This window comes from Pseudomonas sp. CDFA 610, from assembly GCF_021147865.1.
Lineage (GTDB): Bacteria > Pseudomonadota > Gammaproteobacteria > Pseudomonadales > Pseudomonadaceae > Aquipseudomonas > Aquipseudomonas alliivorans.
In genome coordinates, this window is record NZ_JAGTPM010000008.1 from 69,398 (window position 1) to 84,591 (window position 15,194).

14 protein-coding genes are annotated in these 15,194 nt (G+C 60.2%); 5 read left to right on the top strand and 9 right to left on the bottom strand.

Annotation, left to right across the window (positions count from 1 at the left end):
* Nucleotides 1–10: 10 nt before the first annotated feature.
* Nucleotides 11–2,617 (bottom strand): leucine--tRNA ligase, encoded by a 2,607-nt coding sequence (gene leuS / locus KDX39_RS16070; RefSeq protein WP_231661035.1) that lies wholly within the window; start codon nucleotides 2,615–2,617, stop codon nucleotides 11–13.
* 311 nt (nucleotides 2,618–2,928) lie between these two features.
* Between leuS and KDX39_RS16075 the strand changes: the two genes are divergently transcribed.
* Nucleotides 2,929–3,279, top strand: a complete 351-nt coding sequence (locus KDX39_RS16075; protein ID WP_231661036.1) for a hypothetical protein — start codon at nucleotides 2,929–2,931, stop codon at nucleotides 3,277–3,279.
* Nucleotides 3,280–3,381: 102 nt separating this feature from the next.
* A complete protein-coding gene (locus tag KDX39_RS16080) occupies nucleotides 3,382–4,143 on the top strand; it encodes a YdcF family protein (protein WP_184321733.1) in 762 nt (253 codons plus the stop codon).
* Between the two features lie 48 nt (nucleotides 4,144–4,191).
* Here the strand turns inward: KDX39_RS16080 and lnt are convergent, their stop codons facing one another.
* The 5 genes from lnt to miaB all read right to left on the bottom strand — a co-directional run bounded on the left by lnt (nucleotide 4,192) and on the right by miaB (nucleotide 9,601).
* Entirely contained in the window at nucleotides 4,192–5,712 is a 1,521-nt protein-coding gene (gene lnt / locus KDX39_RS16085; protein ID WP_231661037.1) for an apolipoprotein N-acyltransferase, read from the bottom strand.
* 31 nt (nucleotides 5,713–5,743) lie between these two features.
* Nucleotides 5,744–6,586, bottom strand: coding sequence for an HlyC/CorC family transporter (locus tag KDX39_RS16090; protein WP_099229569.1), 843 nt, complete (start codon nucleotides 6,584–6,586; stop codon nucleotides 5,744–5,746).
* 5 nt (nucleotides 6,587–6,591) lie between these two features.
* Nucleotides 6,592–7,089 (bottom strand): rRNA maturation RNase YbeY, encoded by a 498-nt coding sequence (gene ybeY / locus KDX39_RS16095; RefSeq protein ID WP_231661038.1) that lies wholly within the window; start codon nucleotides 7,087–7,089, stop codon nucleotides 6,592–6,594.
* Nucleotides 7,082–8,104: a PhoH family protein gene (locus KDX39_RS16100; protein ID WP_099229571.1), complete on the bottom strand. Its 1,023-nt coding sequence runs from the start codon at nucleotides 8,102–8,104 to the stop codon at nucleotides 7,082–7,084. Before KDX39_RS16100 ends, ybeY begins: the two co-directional genes overlap by 8 nt.
* A gap of 168 nt (nucleotides 8,105–8,272) precedes the next feature.
* Nucleotides 8,273–9,601, bottom strand: coding sequence for a tRNA (N6-isopentenyl adenosine(37)-C2)-methylthiotransferase MiaB (gene miaB, locus KDX39_RS16105; RefSeq protein WP_210042799.1), 1,329 nt, complete (start codon nucleotides 9,599–9,601; stop codon nucleotides 8,273–8,275).
* Nucleotides 9,602–9,728: 127 nt separating this feature from the next.
* Here miaB and KDX39_RS16110 point away from each other — a divergent pair, with 127 nt between their 5' ends.
* Complete coding sequence (locus KDX39_RS16110) at nucleotides 9,729–10,055, top strand: DUF1820 family protein (protein ID WP_024688009.1); 327 nt, start codon at nucleotides 9,729–9,731, stop codon at nucleotides 10,053–10,055.
* A 36-nt stretch (nucleotides 10,056–10,091) separates the two neighbouring features.
* Here the strand turns inward: KDX39_RS16110 and KDX39_RS16115 are convergent, their stop codons facing one another.
* Both KDX39_RS16115 and hemL read right to left on the bottom strand, forming a co-directional pair.
* Nucleotides 10,092–10,640, bottom strand: a complete 549-nt coding sequence (locus tag KDX39_RS16115) for a tetratricopeptide repeat protein (protein ID WP_231661039.1) — start codon at nucleotides 10,638–10,640, stop codon at nucleotides 10,092–10,094.
* Nucleotides 10,641–10,948: 308 nt separating this feature from the next.
* On the bottom strand, nucleotides 10,949–12,232 hold the full coding sequence (gene hemL / locus KDX39_RS16120; RefSeq protein ID WP_099229574.1) for a glutamate-1-semialdehyde 2,1-aminomutase: 1,284 nt from the start codon (nucleotides 12,230–12,232) through the stop codon (nucleotides 10,949–10,951).
* Nucleotides 12,233–12,428: 196 nt separating this feature from the next.
* Here hemL and KDX39_RS16125 point away from each other — a divergent pair, with 196 nt between their 5' ends.
* Together KDX39_RS16125 and KDX39_RS16130 are read left to right on the top strand one after the other, a co-directional pair.
* On the top strand, nucleotides 12,429–13,874 hold the full coding sequence (locus KDX39_RS16125) for a DNA-3-methyladenine glycosylase 2 family protein (RefSeq protein WP_231661040.1): 1,446 nt from the start codon (nucleotides 12,429–12,431) through the stop codon (nucleotides 13,872–13,874).
* On the top strand, nucleotides 13,871–14,392 hold the full coding sequence (locus KDX39_RS16130) for a methylated-DNA--[protein]-cysteine S-methyltransferase (RefSeq protein ID WP_231661041.1): 522 nt from the start codon (nucleotides 13,871–13,873) through the stop codon (nucleotides 14,390–14,392). Before KDX39_RS16125 ends, KDX39_RS16130 begins: the two co-directional genes overlap by 4 nt.
* Nucleotides 14,393–14,555: 163 nt before the next feature.
* Here KDX39_RS16130 and thiE read toward each other — a convergent pair whose 3' ends face one another.
* The gene (gene thiE / locus KDX39_RS16135; protein WP_231661042.1) at nucleotides 14,556–15,185 is read right to left on the bottom strand and encodes a thiamine phosphate synthase; all 630 of its coding nucleotides are present in this window, start codon (nucleotides 15,183–15,185) and stop codon (nucleotides 14,556–14,558) included.
* Nucleotides 15,186–15,194 lie beyond the last annotated feature (9 nt).

Below are 15,194 nucleotides of genomic sequence, written 5' to 3' on the forward strand. Positions count from 1 at the left end.
CCCGATCTCATCAGCTGGCGACGATATTGACCAGTTTTCCTGGCACAACGATGACTTTGCGGATCGTCAGGCCATCAATGAAGCGCAGGACGTTCTCGTTGATCCGGGCAGCGGCTTCCACTTCTTCACGGCTGGCGCTTGCAGGCATCTCAATGTGACCGCGCAGCTTGCCGTTGACCTGAATCACCAGTTGCAACGTGTCCTGTACCAGAGCGCTTTCATCCAGCGCAGGCCAGCCAGCATCAATGACTGGCGTGGTGTGGCCCAGTTCCTTCCACAACTCGTGGCTGATGTGCGGCGTGATCGGCGCCAGCAGCAGGGTGACGGTTTCCAGTCCTTCCTGAAGCAGTGCGCGATCCTGTGTGGTGGCCTGCGGGACTTTTTCCAGCACGTTCATCAGCGTCATCACCTGAGCGATGGCGGTGTTGAATTTCTGGTTCTGACCAATATCCTGGCCGGCCTGTTTGATCGCCTGATGAATCGAACGGCGTACAGCCTTCTGATCATCGCTCAGCGCGGCGATATCCAGTGTGCCGGGCGCGCCCTGCGCGACATGGGCCTGTGCCAGACGCCATACGCGGCGCAGGAAGCGGCTCGAACCTTCAACGCCGGAATCGGACCATTCCAGGCTCATGTCAGGGGGCGAGGCGAACATCATGAACAGGCGGCAGGTGTCTGCGCCGTACTGATCGATCATGGTCTGCGGGTCGATGCCGTTTTTCTTCGACTTCGACATTTTTTCGGTGCCGCCGATTTCGACTGGCAGACCATCGCTGGTCAGCCTGGCACTGACGACCTTGGCCTTGGCGTCACGCTCCAGCGTCACGTCGGCCGGGTTGATCCAGGTCTTCTTGCCGCTGGCTTCCATGCGGAAGTAGGTTTCGGCGTTGACCATGCCCTGGGTCAGCAGGTTCTTGAACGGCTCGTTGGACGTCACCAGACCTTCATCGCGCATCAGCTTGTGGAAGAAGCGTGCGTACAGCAGGTGCAGGATGGCATGTTCGATACCACCGATGTACTGATCGACCGGCAGCCAGTGGTTGGCTGCGTTCGGCTCGACCAGGCCACCTTCGTAATGCGGGGAAGCGTAGCGGGCGTAGTACCAGGACGACTCGACGAAGGTGTCCATGGTGTCGGTTTCACGCTTGGCCGGTGCGCCGCATTTCGGACACGTGCACTCGTAGAACTCAGGCATGCGCGCCAGCGGCGAACCTGCGCCATCCGGCACGACATCTTCGGGCAGCACGACAGGCAGTTGATCTTCCGGGACCGGAACGTCGCCACAGGTGTCGCAATGCACGATCGGAATCGGGCAACCCCAGTACCGCTGGCGGCTGATGCCCCAGTCGCGCAGGCGGAACTGGGTGCGTGACTGGCCCAGTCCTTTCTTGACCAGCGCAGCTTCCATTGCGTCGAACGCGGCGGTGAAGTCCAGGCCGTCGAACTCGCCGGAGTTGATCAGCGGGCCGTGCTCGCCATAGGCTTCCTGCCACGGCGCCGGGCTTTCGTCGCCCGCACTGGTACGTACCACAGGCTTGATCGGCAAGTGGTACTTGGTGGCGAACTCGAAGTCGCGCTCGTCGTGCGCCGGCACAGCCATGACCGCGCCGTCGCCGTAGTGCATCAATACGTAGTTGGCGACCCAGACCGGCAGCTTCTCGCCAGTCAGCGGGTGCTCGACGAACAGCGAGGTCGGCAGGCCTTTCTTCTCCTGAGTCGCGACGTCGGCTTCAGCGACGCTGCCGCCTTTGCATTCATCGATGAACGCTTGCAGTTGCGCGTCTTCCTTCGCCGCCAGGGTCGCGAGCGGGTGCTCGGCAGCCACTGCCACGTAGGTCGCGCCCATCAGCGTGTCGGGACGGGTGGTGAAGACTTTCAGCGTACCGGCTTCGCCGATGCTGGTCGGGTCGTACGGGAACTGCACTTCCATGCCTCGGGACTTGCCGATCCAGTTGCGCTGCATGGTCTTGACCTGTTCAGGCCAGCCCGGCAGTTCGTCGAGGCTCTCCAGCAGTTCGTCCGCATAGGCGGTGATCTTGAAGTAGTACATCGGGATTTCGCGCTTCTCGATCAGCGCGCCCGAACGCCAGCCGCGACCGTCGATGACCTGCTCGTTGGCCAGAACGGTCTGATCGACCGGGTCCCAGTTCACAGTGCCGTTCTTGCGGTAGATCACGCCTTTTTCGAACAGGCGAGTGAACAGCCATTGTTCCCAGCGATAGTAGTCAGGCTTGCAGGTGGTGATTTCACGCGACCAGTCGATGGCCAGGCCCAGGCTCTTGAGCTGGGTCTTCATGTAATCGATGTTTTCGTAGGTCCACTTGGCCGGTGCGACGTTGTTGTCGATGGCCGCGTTTTCCGCCGGCATGCCGAAAGCGTCCCAGCCCAGTGGCTGCAGGACGTTCTTGCCCAGCATGCGCTGATAGCGGGAGATCACATCACCGATGGTGTAGTTGCGCACATGACCCATGTGCAGCTTGCCGCTGGGGTAAGGGAACATCGACAGGCAATAGTAGGTTTCCTTGCCTGGCTGTTCACTGACTTCAAAAGACTTTTGCTCTTCCCAGAAGGTCTGGGCGGCGGCTTCGATTTCGCGGGGCTGATAGAGTTCGTGCATGGCTACTTTTGACTAAAGATTAGTGACCCTTGACCTCTTCATTGCTACGCCGAGTCAGGTCTGCACCGCTTGCCGGACAATTGCAACTGTCTGTGCGGTGCGTACAGGCTCAAGAGAGCGGAAGTGGAATGGCAGGAAGCGTCGTAGCATACATGAGCGCCGTCTATCGAGGGAGTCCTGATTGCTATGCGCGGCAGCCACGGCCCCGTCCAACCGCCGTCTCTGGCCGTTGGTCGCACTTATCTGCCTGTTCCGGCGCGGGCGCTAAGCTCATTCTCGAGGGTATGTTCTATCTTCAATGAGGTGAGCGGATGACAGAGTTGCAGCACGCAGTAAGTACTTATGAGCTGTATGAACGTTTGATCGATCGTCTCGGGCTTGCTCTTGAAATGGCAAGTACTGCGGTTAGGCTCCGAAACGAGTCGCCTGCCGTACTTGAGCTCAAAGGGTTGAGCAGTGCCGAGTTCGAGTTGATCGAGGCCTACCTTGAAAAGGGTGCAATGGCGGCAAACGGGGCTGTCAAAGGTAAGTCAAAGGGCTGTTTCACGCTATCACTGGAACAGAGCGGTTTGGCCAGAGCGCCCGGACGATCAGCCACTATCATCTGGCTGAAAGATCGAAAGCATGGCAGGACATCGATGCGGTCAGGCCGCAACCACTGATACGACGATCAGGCTTTCCCACTGCAGGCTGCGGGCCTGCCTTGTAAGCATTGTTGCTTAGCTTCAAACCTTTTAGGCTTCGGGCATCTCTGGAGATGTCCGATGCCTTTGCGCTACCTGCTCAAGACCCTTCTGTTGCCGCCCGGCATTCTGTTCCTGCTGCTGATTCTGGCCTGGTGGTTGCGCCGCTCATGGCCACGGCTTGCGGCCGTGTGCTTCGTAACCGGTCTTGGCGGGTTGTGGCTGATGAGCCTGCCGGTCGTCGTGGAGTGGGCCGCAGGCAGAATGGAGCAGGTCCCGCCTTTGCCGCAGGCCCAGTGGGCAAGTCTGGCGCAGCAGGCTGACGCGATTGTGGTATTGGGCAGCGGGCGGGAGCGTCACTCGCCGACCTGGGGTGGCGATGTGCCGACGGGCATTGGTCTGGAGCGGCTGCGGCTGGCGGCACGCCTTTCCAGGGCGTCCGGGCTGCCGGTGCTGACAACCGGAGGCCTGCACTATGACGAGCCGCCCAGCGAAGCCGCGATCATGGCTCAGTCGCTGCAGGATGATTTCGGCGTTGCGGTACGCTGGCAGGAAGGTCTCAGCCGGACGACCTGGGAAAACGCTACGCTGACGGCCGGGATCCTGCAGGCTCAAGGTATCAGGCGGGTGGTGCTGGTGACGCAGGCCTGGCATATGCCCAGGGCGCGCTGGAGTTTCGAAAAGGCCGGTTTTACCGTGGTGGGTGCGCCCGTGGGGTTTCTGGGCGTGGACAATGCCCGGCCGTTTGGCGGCTGGCTGCCCGAGAGTCGGGTATTCATGCAGAGCGGCGTGCTGCTCAACGAAGCAATGGGGTTGCTGGTCTATCCGCTGATTTACCCTTGAGCAGTAGTCAGGAGCAATCCCGCAGCCCGGGATTGCTCTGAAACCCGATCAGACCGTCTTGGCAATGCGTGCCGCCAGCAAAGCCCAGCCAAACAGCAGCAGGCAGACAATCGCCAGAGGCCACGAACGCCAGTGCAGGTAAGGTGTCAGGCCCTGCATCGGCACTACGTCGCCATACAAAACGCCACGCTCGAACTGCGGGATCTGCACCGTGATCCTGCCGAACGGATCGATCAGCCCGGTAACGCCATTGTTGGTGGCGCGGATCATCCAGCGCCCCGCTTCAAGCGCGCGCATCTGGGCCATTTGCAAATGCTGCAGCGGGCCGATCGAGGTGCCGAACCAGGTGTCATTGCTGACCGTCAGCAACAGATCGCTTTTGGCCGAGAGGCCTGCTGCAAATTCGGGATAGACCACCTCGTAACAGATGAAGGGCGCGATGTGATAACCCTTGGCCTGCAGCAGCGCCTGATCGCTCGGGCCTCGGGCGAAGTCCGACATCGGCAGGTCGAAGAACGCGATCAACCCGCGTAAAACGTCCTGCAGCGGCACGTACTCGCCGAATGGAACGAGTTTTTGCTTGTAGTAGGTTCCATCACCCTGGCCGGTCACGGTGATGCCGTTGTAATAACGGTATTCGCCACGCCCGGTCAGCTCACGCACGGGCACGCCGGTGATCAGCGCCGCACCGCGCTCGGAGGCGAACTTGCCCATCATCGACAGGTAACCTTCGGCGCTTTCCTTGAGAACCGGTACAGCGGTTTCAGGCCAGACGATCAGGTCGGCCTGTTGCGACCTGAAGGTCATGTCGCGATAAAGCGCCAACTGATCGTTCAGCTTTTGCGGGTCCCACTTCATGCTTTGCTCGATGTTGCCTTGCATGGTGACCACTTTCAGCGGCTTGCCGGACGGCGATGTCCATGCGTAACCCTTGAGCGCCAGTCCGGCGACCCAGGGAGCCAGCAACAGCAGCACGCCAATCGCCAGGAAGGATTGACGCGCCCGCAAGCGGTGCAGGTTGCACAACAATGCAGCGGTCAGACCCAGTGCGAATGAAATCAGCCAGACGCCGCCCACCGGTGCAAGTCCCGACAGCGGTCCGTCGAGCTGGCTGTAGCCGGAGTACAGCCAGGGGAAACCGGTGAGAAACCAGCCGCGAAACGCTTCCTGGCCCAACCACAGCGCTGCGAATGCCAGCGCGTCGGCCAGTGGCGCTTCGTTGCGCCGCAACCAGCGCGCCCACACCCAGGCGGGGAGGGCGAAGAACAGCGCGATGGCGGCGATGAACGCCAGCATCAACAACCCTGCGAGCAGCACCGAAGCACCGCCGTAGGTGTGAATGCTGACGTAGATCCAGCTGGTGCCTGCGCCGAACAGGCCAAAGCCGTAGCACCAGCCTCGACCCAGCGCCTGACGCGGACTCAGCTCGCGCAGCCCCAGATAAAAAACCGCGACGGCTACCAGAATCAAAGGCCAGATATTGAACGGGGCCAATGCCAGGGTCGTGAGTCCGCCAGCGACGACGGCCAGCAGGTTGCCGGGCCAGCCGGGACGCGTAATCCAGCGCATGTTGGTTCCTTAAAGCGGCATCAGGGTGGTTTTACGGGCGATTGATGGGGCTCAGGCGCAGCAAGTGGATGCGACGGCTGTCTGCGCTCAGGATGCGGAAACGATAGGCACCGATTTCGGTGATTTCGTTGCGCTTTGGCAGGTGGCCGAAAGCATTCATCACCAGTCCGCCGACGGTATCGAATTCCTCGTCGGAAAACGCGCTGTCGAAGAACTCGTTGAAGTTTTCGACCGGCGTGAGGGCCTTGACCAGAAAGTCACCGCTGGGCAGCGGCTTGATGAAACTGTCTTCCTCGACGTCATGCTCGTCCTCGATGTCGCCGACGATCTGTTCCAGCACGTCTTCAATCGTCACCAGACCCGCCACACCGCCGTATTCATCAATAACGATGGCCATGTGGTTATGGTTGGCGCGAAATTCGCGCAACAGCACATTGAGACGCTTGGACTCCGGCACGAAAGTCGCCGGACGCAGCAGTTTCCTGACATCGTCACTGTCGCCGTCGGGCTTGAGGATCAGCGGCAGCAGATCCTTGGCCAGCAGCACGCCGAGGACGTCGTCGTGGCTCTCGCCGATCACCGGATAGCGCGAGTGCGCTGCATCGATGACAGCAGGAAGGAATTCGCGGGGTGTCTGGGTCGCCTTGATGCTGATCATTTGCGAGCGCGGCACCATGATGTCGCGCACCTGCAGGTCGGCAACCTGAATGGCGCCTTCGACGATGGCCAGCGCTTCGCTGTCCAGCAATTTGTTCTGGTGGGCTTCGCGCAGCAGCTCAAGCAGCTCCTGGCGGTTTTTCGGCTCATGGACAAAAGCCTGGGTCAGTTTACCCAGCCATGACTTTTGTCCGTTGCTCGATCGGTCTTCGCTCATAGCCCTTACTCGTGGTCCTTGCTTGATGTTTCTGAATGTTGAGGTTCGGTGTCGTCGTCGGCATAAGGGTCGGGATAGCCCAACTCATCAAGCAACGTTCGTTCCAGCGCTTCCATCTCTTCGGCTTCTTCATCATCGATATGGTCGTAACCAAGCAGATGAAGACAACCATGAATCACCATGTGCGCCCAGTGGGCGTCCACGGCCTTGTGTTGTTCAGTCGCTTCGCGATTCACCACCGGTACGCAGATGACCAGATCGCCCAGCAACGGGATATCCAGCATGTCATCCGGTACATCTGCCGGGAAGGACAGCACGTTGGTGGCGTAATCCTTGTGCCGCCAGGTGTGATTGAGTTCACGTCCTTCAACCTCATCGACCAGTCTGATGGTCAATTCAGAGTCGGCACTGCGCTGGCGCAGGCCCATTTCACACCAGAGGCGGAACTGGGCTTCGGTCGGCGCAGGGGCTTCGCTTGCGATTTGCAGGTCCAGCTCAAGCATCGCGGTTCTTGTCCCGTGAGTAACTGGTGTTGCTCGACGAGCCGTCGCTGAAGCGATCATCGAAGCGCTCATAGGCTTCAACGATGCGTTGCACCAATGGGTGACGAACCACGTCCTTGGGCTTGAAGTGCGTGAAGCTGATGCCCGGCACGTCCTTGAGCACATCGATGACATGCGTCAGGCCCGACTTGGTGCCCTTGGGCAAGTCGACCTGAGTGATGTCGCCGGTGATCACGGCGGTGGAGCCGAAGCCGATACGGGTCAGGAACATCTTCATCTGCTCGACAGTGGTGTTCTGACTTTCGTCGAGAATGATGAAGCTGTTATTAAGGGTGCGTCCGCGCATGTAAGCCAGCGGTGCCACTTCAATGACCTGTTTCTCGATCAGCTTGGCCACGACCTCGAAGCCGAGCATCTCGTAGAGTGCGTCGTAGAGAGGTCGCAGATATGGGTCGATCTTCTGGGCCAGGTCGCCGGGCAGGAAGCCGAGTTTTTCACCCGCTTCAACTGCAGGGCGCACCAGCAGGATGCGGCGGATCTGCTCACGCTCCAGCGCATCGACCGCGCAGGCGACAGCAAGGTACGTCTTGCCGGTACCGGCAGGGCCGATGCCGAAATTGATGTCGTTGCCGAGAATCTCTTTGACGTAGCGCTGCTGGTTGATACCGCGCGGGCGAATCATGCCTTTCTTGGTGCGTAGCGCAACGCCGACTTCGGCGGCCGGGTGGTTATCCAGTCCGGCGACGCCCGATTCCTGCAGGAACAGATGAACCATGTCCGGCGTGAGGTCGGTACCCTTGGTCTCCCGGTACAGACGGCGCAACAGATTTTCGGCCGAAGTGGTGTGTTTGGCGTCGCCAATGAGCTCGAATTGATTGCCGCGATTGCGGATCTCGATGTCCAGGCGTTGTTCGATCAAGCGCAGATGCTCGTCGAGTTGCCCGCACAGATTGGCGAAACGATGGGCCTCGAAGGGTTCGAGGGTAAAACGATGAGGTTCTATGGGTGCGTTCAAGGTCTTTTAATGGCCGTCCGGCGGCAATTGAGATGTATTGAAGAATACTCCCTGGCGATGGTCAGGCGAAAGCCTTGCCTTCTGCGTAGAGGATTCACCGTGCTCAATGGTAGGGACCGCACGGAAACGAATTCATTCGGCCATTCGTTCCGTGACGGGGCGCAAGGGTTATTGAAGCAGAGATCCGCGCAAGGAATGAGGTTGTGCGTCATCGATATGCACATCGGCGAACTGGCCGATCAGTTTCGGGTTGTCGCAGCGGAAATTGACGATCCGGTTATTCTCGGTACGGCCCTGCAGCTCGCCGGGGTCCTTCTTGGAGTAGTCGGTCACCAGAATGCGCTGGGTGCTGCCGACCATCTGTCGGCTGATTTCGAAACCCTGCTGGTTGAGCCGGTGTTGCAGCGCAGCCAGACGCTCTTTCTTCAGGGCTTCCGGCGTTTCGTCTTTCAAATCGGCCGCCGGTGTGCCAGGGCGCGGGCTGTAGACGAACGAGAACGAGAAATCGAAACCGACGTCCTCGATCAGTTTCATGGTGTTTTCGAAGTCTTTCTCGGTTTCACCCGGAAAGCCAACGATGAAGTCGGAACTGATGCAGATGCCCGGCACGGCGGCCTTGAGCTTGCGCAGCTTGGACTTGTATTCCAGCGTGGTGTGATTGCGCTTCATGGCCGCCAGGATACGGTCAGAGCCTGATTGCACCGGCAGATGCAGGTGTTTTACCAGCTCCGGCACTTCGGCGTGGGCCTGGATCAGGCTGTCGGAGAATTCCAGCGGGTGCGACGTGGTGTAGCGAATGCGGTCGATGCCATCGACAGCGGCGACGACGCGGATCAGGTCGGCCAGGTCTGCGACACGCCCGTCATGCATGACGCCGCGATAACCGTTGACGTTCTGACCGAGCAGCGTGACTTCGCGCACGCCGTTTTCCGCCAGATGAATGACTTCGGTGAGCACGTCATCGAACGGTCGGCTGACCTCTTCGCCGCGGGTGTAAGGCACCACGCAGAATGTACAGTACTTGCTGCAGCCCTCCATCACCGACACGTAAGCGCTTGGGCCATCGACGCGAGGTTCGGGCAAGTGATCGAATTTTTCGATTTCCGGAAACGAGACGTCAACCTGTGGCAGGCGCGTGATACGTGCGGCGTCGATCATTTCCGGCAGGCGGTGCAGGGTCTGCGGGCCGAAGACCACGTCCACATAGGGCGCGCGGTCGCGGATGGCCGCGCCTTCCTGACTGGCCACACAACCGCCGACGGCGATCACCATTTCCGGGTTGGCCAGTTTCAGTTCGCGCCAGCGGCCCAGTTGGGAGTAGACCCGGTCCTGGGCGCGTTCGCGAATCGAGCAGGTGTTGAGCAGGATCACGTCGGCGTCTTCCGCGCGGGCGGTGACTTCCAGGGCCTGATGTTCGCCCAGCAGATCGACCATGCGCGAGCTGTCGTACTCGTTCATCTGGCAACCGTGGGTTTCGATATAAAGCTTCTTGGCCATTCGTGATCATCAGCTGGTTCAAAGAACCGCGCATTATAGGGGCGATACGCTTGGGTTCCTAGGGGCGATCCGACGGGCATGCTATAGTGCGTGCCCCTTTTCATCCGCGAATCGTTACCTGCCAACCATGACCAAACGCGAAGCTCCAATCTACAAGGTGATTTTCCTCAACCAGGGCCAGGTGTTCGAGATGTACGCCAAGCAGATCTATCAAAGCGATCTGTGGGGTTTTCTGGAAGTGGAAGAATTCGTCTTCGGCGAGCGCACGACAGTGGTGGTCGACCCGAGCGAAGAAAAGCTCAAGGCTCAGTTCGAAGGTGTGGTGCGCAGTTTCGTGCCGATGCACTCGATCGTGCGTATCGATGAAGTCGAGCGTATGGGCACGCCGAAGATCAGCGAGGCACGAGGTGTCAGCAACGTGATGCCGTTTCCCATGCCGATGCCGGAAAAATAGCAAGAGCGTCGAGGCTGTTGCCCTGAAGACAATCAATCAGGGCAATGGAGAGAACGGGCTGCGACCTTCGGCCGTCTGCAGCTCCATCAAGTATTTGCGGAAAATCTGTCCCAGCACCTGAGTGGCGACTTCCAGCTCGTCACGCTTCATTTTTGCCGACACTTCGTCCGCCGCGTCCAGTGCGTCTTCCGAGCCATTGACCGCCGCCATCTTCAGTACGATATAAGCCTGAATGTTATTGGCCTGCACACCTTCGCCGCGACTGAACATCAGGCCCAGCTGATATTGCGCCTGCGCGTGACCCTGCAACGAAGCCTGCTCGAAATAACCGAGGGCCTGTGGCAGATCGCGAGGAACATTCTTGCCTTCGTAATAGAACTCACCCAACTCGTATTGCGCCTGCGCATCCCCTGCCTGAGCGGCCTGCTGACAGGCTGCAATTGCAGCGGGCAGGTTCTCTGGCTGAGTATTGAGGGTGCAGCGACCCATCGCTGGGATCAACAACGAGTTGCTGCCGGCAGTAGCCAGCAGAGGATAGACAAGCAACAGGCAGCCCAATGCAAGGGTGCGGCCGGTGCGGTTCATGGAAGTCGACTTACCTCTGAAAAAGGTGCGGGCGTGCCCGACCAGCTAAACGTGCTGGCTGCGCATTATGAAATAAGCAGAGCCAACCTTACAAAGTCTTTACGGATTTTCTGCTGCACGGCCAGTAAAAGCCTGTGTATCACAAGGCGAAAACCCTGAAGCAAGACAGTCGTTTCCCATGTTCGCGTCGATTGATCACGTCAATCGCCTTGCAGTGTAGAAGCTAATTGCTGCAACAACGTTCAGTTTCATTCATGGATATGATTCGTGCGGGCGCAACCTCGCCCGCACACATGGTCCTCAGCCGCTTATTTAAGGGCCGCGAAGGCTTTTTCGGCAGCGTCCAGCGTCAGCTGCAACTCGGCATCGCCATGCGCGATGGAGGTGAAGCCTGCTTCGAATGCGCTCGGTGCCAGATACACACCGCCTTCAAGCATCAGGTGGAAGAAGCGCTTGAAGCGATCGGCGTCGCTGGTCATCACGTCCTGGAAGGTGACGATTTCCTTTGCGTCGCTGAAGTACAGGCCGAACATGCCACCCGCCTGTGTAGTCACGAACGCAATGCCTGCGGCATCGGCGCGTTGTTGCAGGCCTTCCAGCAGGCGACGAGTGTAATCGCTCAGTTCATCGTGAAAGCCCGGACGGCTGATCAGACGCAGCGTGGTCAGGCCTGCGGCCATGGCCAGCGGGTTGCCTGACAGCGTGCCTGCCTGATAGACCGGGCCGAGCGGGGCGATGTGGGACATGATTTCGCGTTTGCCGCCGAAGCAGCCGACCGGCATGCCGCCGCCAATGATCTTGCCGAAGGTGCTCAGGTCTGGCGTCACGCCGTAATACGCCTGAGCGCCGCCCAGGGCCACGCGGAAACCGGTCATGACTTCGTCGAAAATCAGCACCACGCCGTGCTCGTCGCACAGGTCGCGCAGACCTTGCAGGTAGCCCGGCGCTGGCGGTACGCAGTTCATGTTGCCGGCCACCGGCTCGACGATGATGCACGCGACTTCCTGGCCCACTTGCGCGAGCATTTCACGCACGGCTTCCAGGTCGTTGAACGGCACGGTCAGGGTGTGTTTGGCAAAGGCTGCAGGCACGCCGGGCGAACTCGGCACACCCAGGGTCAGCGCGCCGGAACCGGCCTTGACCAGCAGGCTGTCGGAGTGGCCGTGGTAGCAGCCTTCGAACTTGATGATGCTGTCGCGGCCGGTGTAGCCGCGTGCCAGACGGATAGCGCTCATGGTGGCTTCGGTGCCGGAGCTGACCATGCGCACCATTTCCATGGAGGGCACAAGCGAGCAGACCAGATCGGCCATTTCGGTTTCCATGGCGGTCGGTGCGCCGTAGGACAGGCCATGCTCCAACTGGCTGCGCACGGCGTCCAGCACTTCCGGATGGCTGTGGCCGAGAATCATCGGGCCCCATGAACCGACGTAGTCAACGTAGCGTTTGTCGTCTTCGTCAGTCACGTAAGCGCCCGCAGCGTGCTTGAAGAACAGCGGCGTGCCACCCACGCTCTTGAACGCACGAACCGGCGAGTTCACGCCACCGGGAATATGTTTTTGAGCATTGGCGAACAGTGTTTCGGAACGGGACATGATCGGGTCTCTGCTTTGAAACGGGGAAGTCGGGTCTACGCTGGCGTCAGCCGAGGTGAGCAGTGACTGCTTTATTGGATTGGCGTAAGCCAGAGAAAGCGCAGGAGGCGCCACTATAACAAATGATGAGCGCCGGTCAGATGCACATGTCCGAATTCAGCCAGACTTTTGCCGGAGCCTGGAATAGAGTCTGCTCATGAACACTCTCGACCCCGCCATTTGCTACGCCGCATTTATCGCCAGGGACCGCCGGTTTGACGGCTGGTTTTTCATGGGCGTCTCGTCCACCGGCATTTATTGTCGGCCGATGTGCCCGGTGCGTGCGCCGCAGGCCAGAAACTGCAGTTTTTACAGAACGGCTGCGGCTGCCGAACAGGCAGGGTTTCGCCCGTGTCTGCGTTGCCGTCCGGAGCTCGCACCGGGGCAAAGTCTGCTGGACATGTCGAGCAGGCTGGCGCAGGCCGCGGCCCGGTTGATAGAAGAGGGCTTTCTGAGCGGTAGAACGCTGGATGCGCTGGCTGAGCGAGTCGGCGTCACGGCGCGGCACCTGCGACGGATTTTCGAAGCCGAGTTTGGCGTCTCGATGATCGATTTCGCCCAGACGCAACGTTTATTGATCGCCAAGCGCCTGTTGACTGATACCGGATTGTCCATGACCGAGGTGGCGCTGGCGGCCGGCTTTGGCAGCGTGCGGCGTTTCAACGATGTCTTTCAGGCGTGCTATGGCCTGAATCCGATGCGCCTGAGGAAGGCAGTGCACAAAACCGAAGACGCAGGGCTGCGCTTCGAGCTGTCCTACCGGCCGCCGTTTTCATGGAAAGGTGTGCTGGCGTTTCTCGCGCATCGCTGCATTGCCGGAGTCGAGCATGTGGGCGATGAGATTTATGCGCGGGTTATCGAGGTCGAGCATGCGGGACGCAAGGTCTCCGGCTGGATCACCGTCACCGATGCGCCGCAGCGGCATGCCCTGGTGGTGACGATGTCGGCCTCGTTGCAATCGGCGGTCGCGGTGGTGCTAGGGCGGGTACGACGGGTGTTCGACACTGGCTGTCGACCTGATCTGGTCGATGCGCACCTTGGGCCGCTGATTGGTGATCTGCACGGCATGCGTGTTCCCGGTGCGTTCGACGGTTTCGAAATTGCGGTGCGGGCTGTTGTCGGGCAGCAGATATCGGTGCTCAATGCCCGAGCGATTCTGGGGCGGATTGCCGAACGGTTCGGCACTCCGGTCAGCGATTCGCCATTCGGGCTGCACCATGCGTTCCCGACCGCACAGGCCATCGCAACGCTGCACTACGAAGACCTGATCGCCGCCGGCCTGATCCGCATTCGCGCCGAGGCGATCATCGCGGTCGCTCAGGAAGTGGCGACGGGGCGGATCCTGCTTGAACCGCTGGTGCCGCTGGACGAAACCCTGGCTGCGCTTCGGCACATTCGCGGTATCGGCGAGTGGACAGTGCAATACATTGCCATGCGCGCCCTGGGCTGGCCCAATGCGTTTCCCGAAGGCGATGCGGTGCTCAAAAAACGCCTGGGCTGCACGACGGCCGCGCAACTCAACGAACATGCGAGTCAGTGGGCGCCGTGGCGAGCCTACGCGACCGTGCATGTCTGGCATCAACGTGAGGAGACACCATCATGATTCCCGGCTACCTGCTTTCAAGCCCGTTGGGCGATATCGCCTTGCGCATCGAGAACGATGCGTTGACCGGCGTTTACTTCATCGGCCAGAAGCACTATCCAGGTCTGGTAATGATGCCCGACGACCAGCACGTGCCCAGAGTGGTGCGGATGGCGCAGGAGCAGTTGACCGAGTTCTTTCGCGGCGAGCGCCGGGTCTTCGATGTGCCATTACGTATGCGCGGTACGCCTTTTCAGGAGCAGGTCTGGGCGGAGCTGACGCGCATCCCTTATGGCGAGATGATTTCCTACGGGGCGATGGCCAGAAAGATGGGATTGAGCCCCGGCCACTCACGGGCAGTGGGAACGGCCAACGGCAGGAACCCGATCTCCATCATCGTGCCGTGCCATCGGGTCATCGGCGCGGGTGGCGATCTGACGGGCTACGCCGGTGGCGTCGACCGCAAGCGCGCATTGCTGGCGCTGGAGAACGCGACCGGCATGCCGGATTTTGAATTCAAGCTGGTGGGGCAGGCTTGAACTTCGTCCTCATAAAACGATGAATGACGTTCTGAAGAAAAACTGTTTGTGGGAGGCGGCTTGCCGGCGAGATGTTTTAACAGGCGCCCTGTCAGTGACTGAAATGACGCCATCGCCGGCAAGCCGCCTCCCGAAGTCCGGTGACAGCGAGACCGTGCTTCGCTCAGCGCCCGCTGGCCAGCAGTTCAGTAAAGGCCCGGGCCCGGCGGGTGACTTCCTGAGGGGTTGGCGCGCCGAACAGTCCGTGAACGACGGCCAGCAGGTCGGCGCCGTGCTCGACCAGTTGCGGGGCGTTTTCAAGGGTGATGCCGCCGATGACAGCGATAGGCAGGTGTACCTTGGCGCGGACCTGAGCGATCAGGTCCAGAGGTACGGCAGGCGCGTTCGGTTTGGTCTGCGAACTGAAGAACCGTCCGAACGCCACGTAAGTCGCTCCGTCGGCCTTGGCGCGCTCGGCCAGCTCCAGTTTGCCGTGGCAGGTCGCGCCGACAATCGCCTTGTGTCCCAGCAGCGCGCGCGCGTCGGGCAGTGAGCCGTCGGTCTGCCCCAAGTGCACACCGACACCCAGACGCGCAGCCAATTCTGCATCGTCATTGATGATCAGCCGGGTCTTGTAGCGCTCGCACAGCTTGAGCAGTTCAGTCGCCTCGCGCAGGCGGCGCGATTCGTCTTCCGTTTTGTCCCGGTACTGCAGCAGCGCCACGCCGCCGTCAAGGGCGGCTTCAACGTAAGACAGGAATCTGCCTGTCAGCAACTGACTGTCGGTAATGGCATACAGGCCACGTAGTTTCATGAATCGTCC

What these genes read in the sequence shown, in the direction of transcription:
- leuS (WP_231661035.1), bottom strand. Translation starts at nt 2,617, where the DNA reads ATGCACGAACTCTATCAGCCCCGCGAAATCGAAGCCGCCGCCCAGACC.
- KDX39_RS16075 (WP_231661036.1), top strand. Translation starts at nt 2,929, where the DNA reads ATGACAGAGTTGCAGCACGCAGTAAGTACTTATGAGCTGTATGAACGT.
- KDX39_RS16080 (WP_184321733.1), top strand. Translation starts at nt 3,382, where the DNA reads ATGCCTTTGCGCTACCTGCTCAAGACCCTTCTGTTGCCGCCCGGCATT.
- lnt (WP_231661037.1), bottom strand. Translation starts at nt 5,712, where the DNA reads ATGCGCTGGATTACGCGTCCCGGCTGGCCCGGCAACCTGCTGGCCGTC.
- KDX39_RS16090 (WP_099229569.1), bottom strand. Translation starts at nt 6,586, where the DNA reads ATGAGCGAAGACCGATCGAGCAACGGACAAAAGTCATGGCTGGGTAAA.
- ybeY (WP_231661038.1), bottom strand. Translation starts at nt 7,089, where the DNA reads ATGCTTGAGCTGGACCTGCAAATCGCAAGCGAAGCCCCTGCGCCGACC.
- miaB (WP_210042799.1), bottom strand. Translation starts at nt 9,601, where the DNA reads ATGGCCAAGAAGCTTTATATCGAAACCCACGGTTGCCAGATGAACGAG.
- KDX39_RS16110 (WP_024688009.1), top strand. Translation starts at nt 9,729, where the DNA reads ATGACCAAACGCGAAGCTCCAATCTACAAGGTGATTTTCCTCAACCAG.
- KDX39_RS16115 (WP_231661039.1), bottom strand. Translation starts at nt 10,640, where the DNA reads ATGAACCGCACCGGCCGCACCCTTGCATTGGGCTGCCTGTTGCTTGTC.
- hemL (WP_099229574.1), bottom strand. Translation starts at nt 12,232, where the DNA reads ATGTCCCGTTCCGAAACACTGTTCGCCAATGCTCAAAAACATATTCCC.
- KDX39_RS16125 (WP_231661040.1), top strand. Translation starts at nt 12,429, where the DNA reads ATGAACACTCTCGACCCCGCCATTTGCTACGCCGCATTTATCGCCAGG.
- KDX39_RS16130 (WP_231661041.1), top strand. Translation starts at nt 13,871, where the DNA reads ATGATTCCCGGCTACCTGCTTTCAAGCCCGTTGGGCGATATCGCCTTG.
- thiE (WP_231661042.1), bottom strand. Translation starts at nt 15,185, where the DNA reads ATGAAACTACGTGGCCTGTATGCCATTACCGACAGTCAGTTGCTGACA.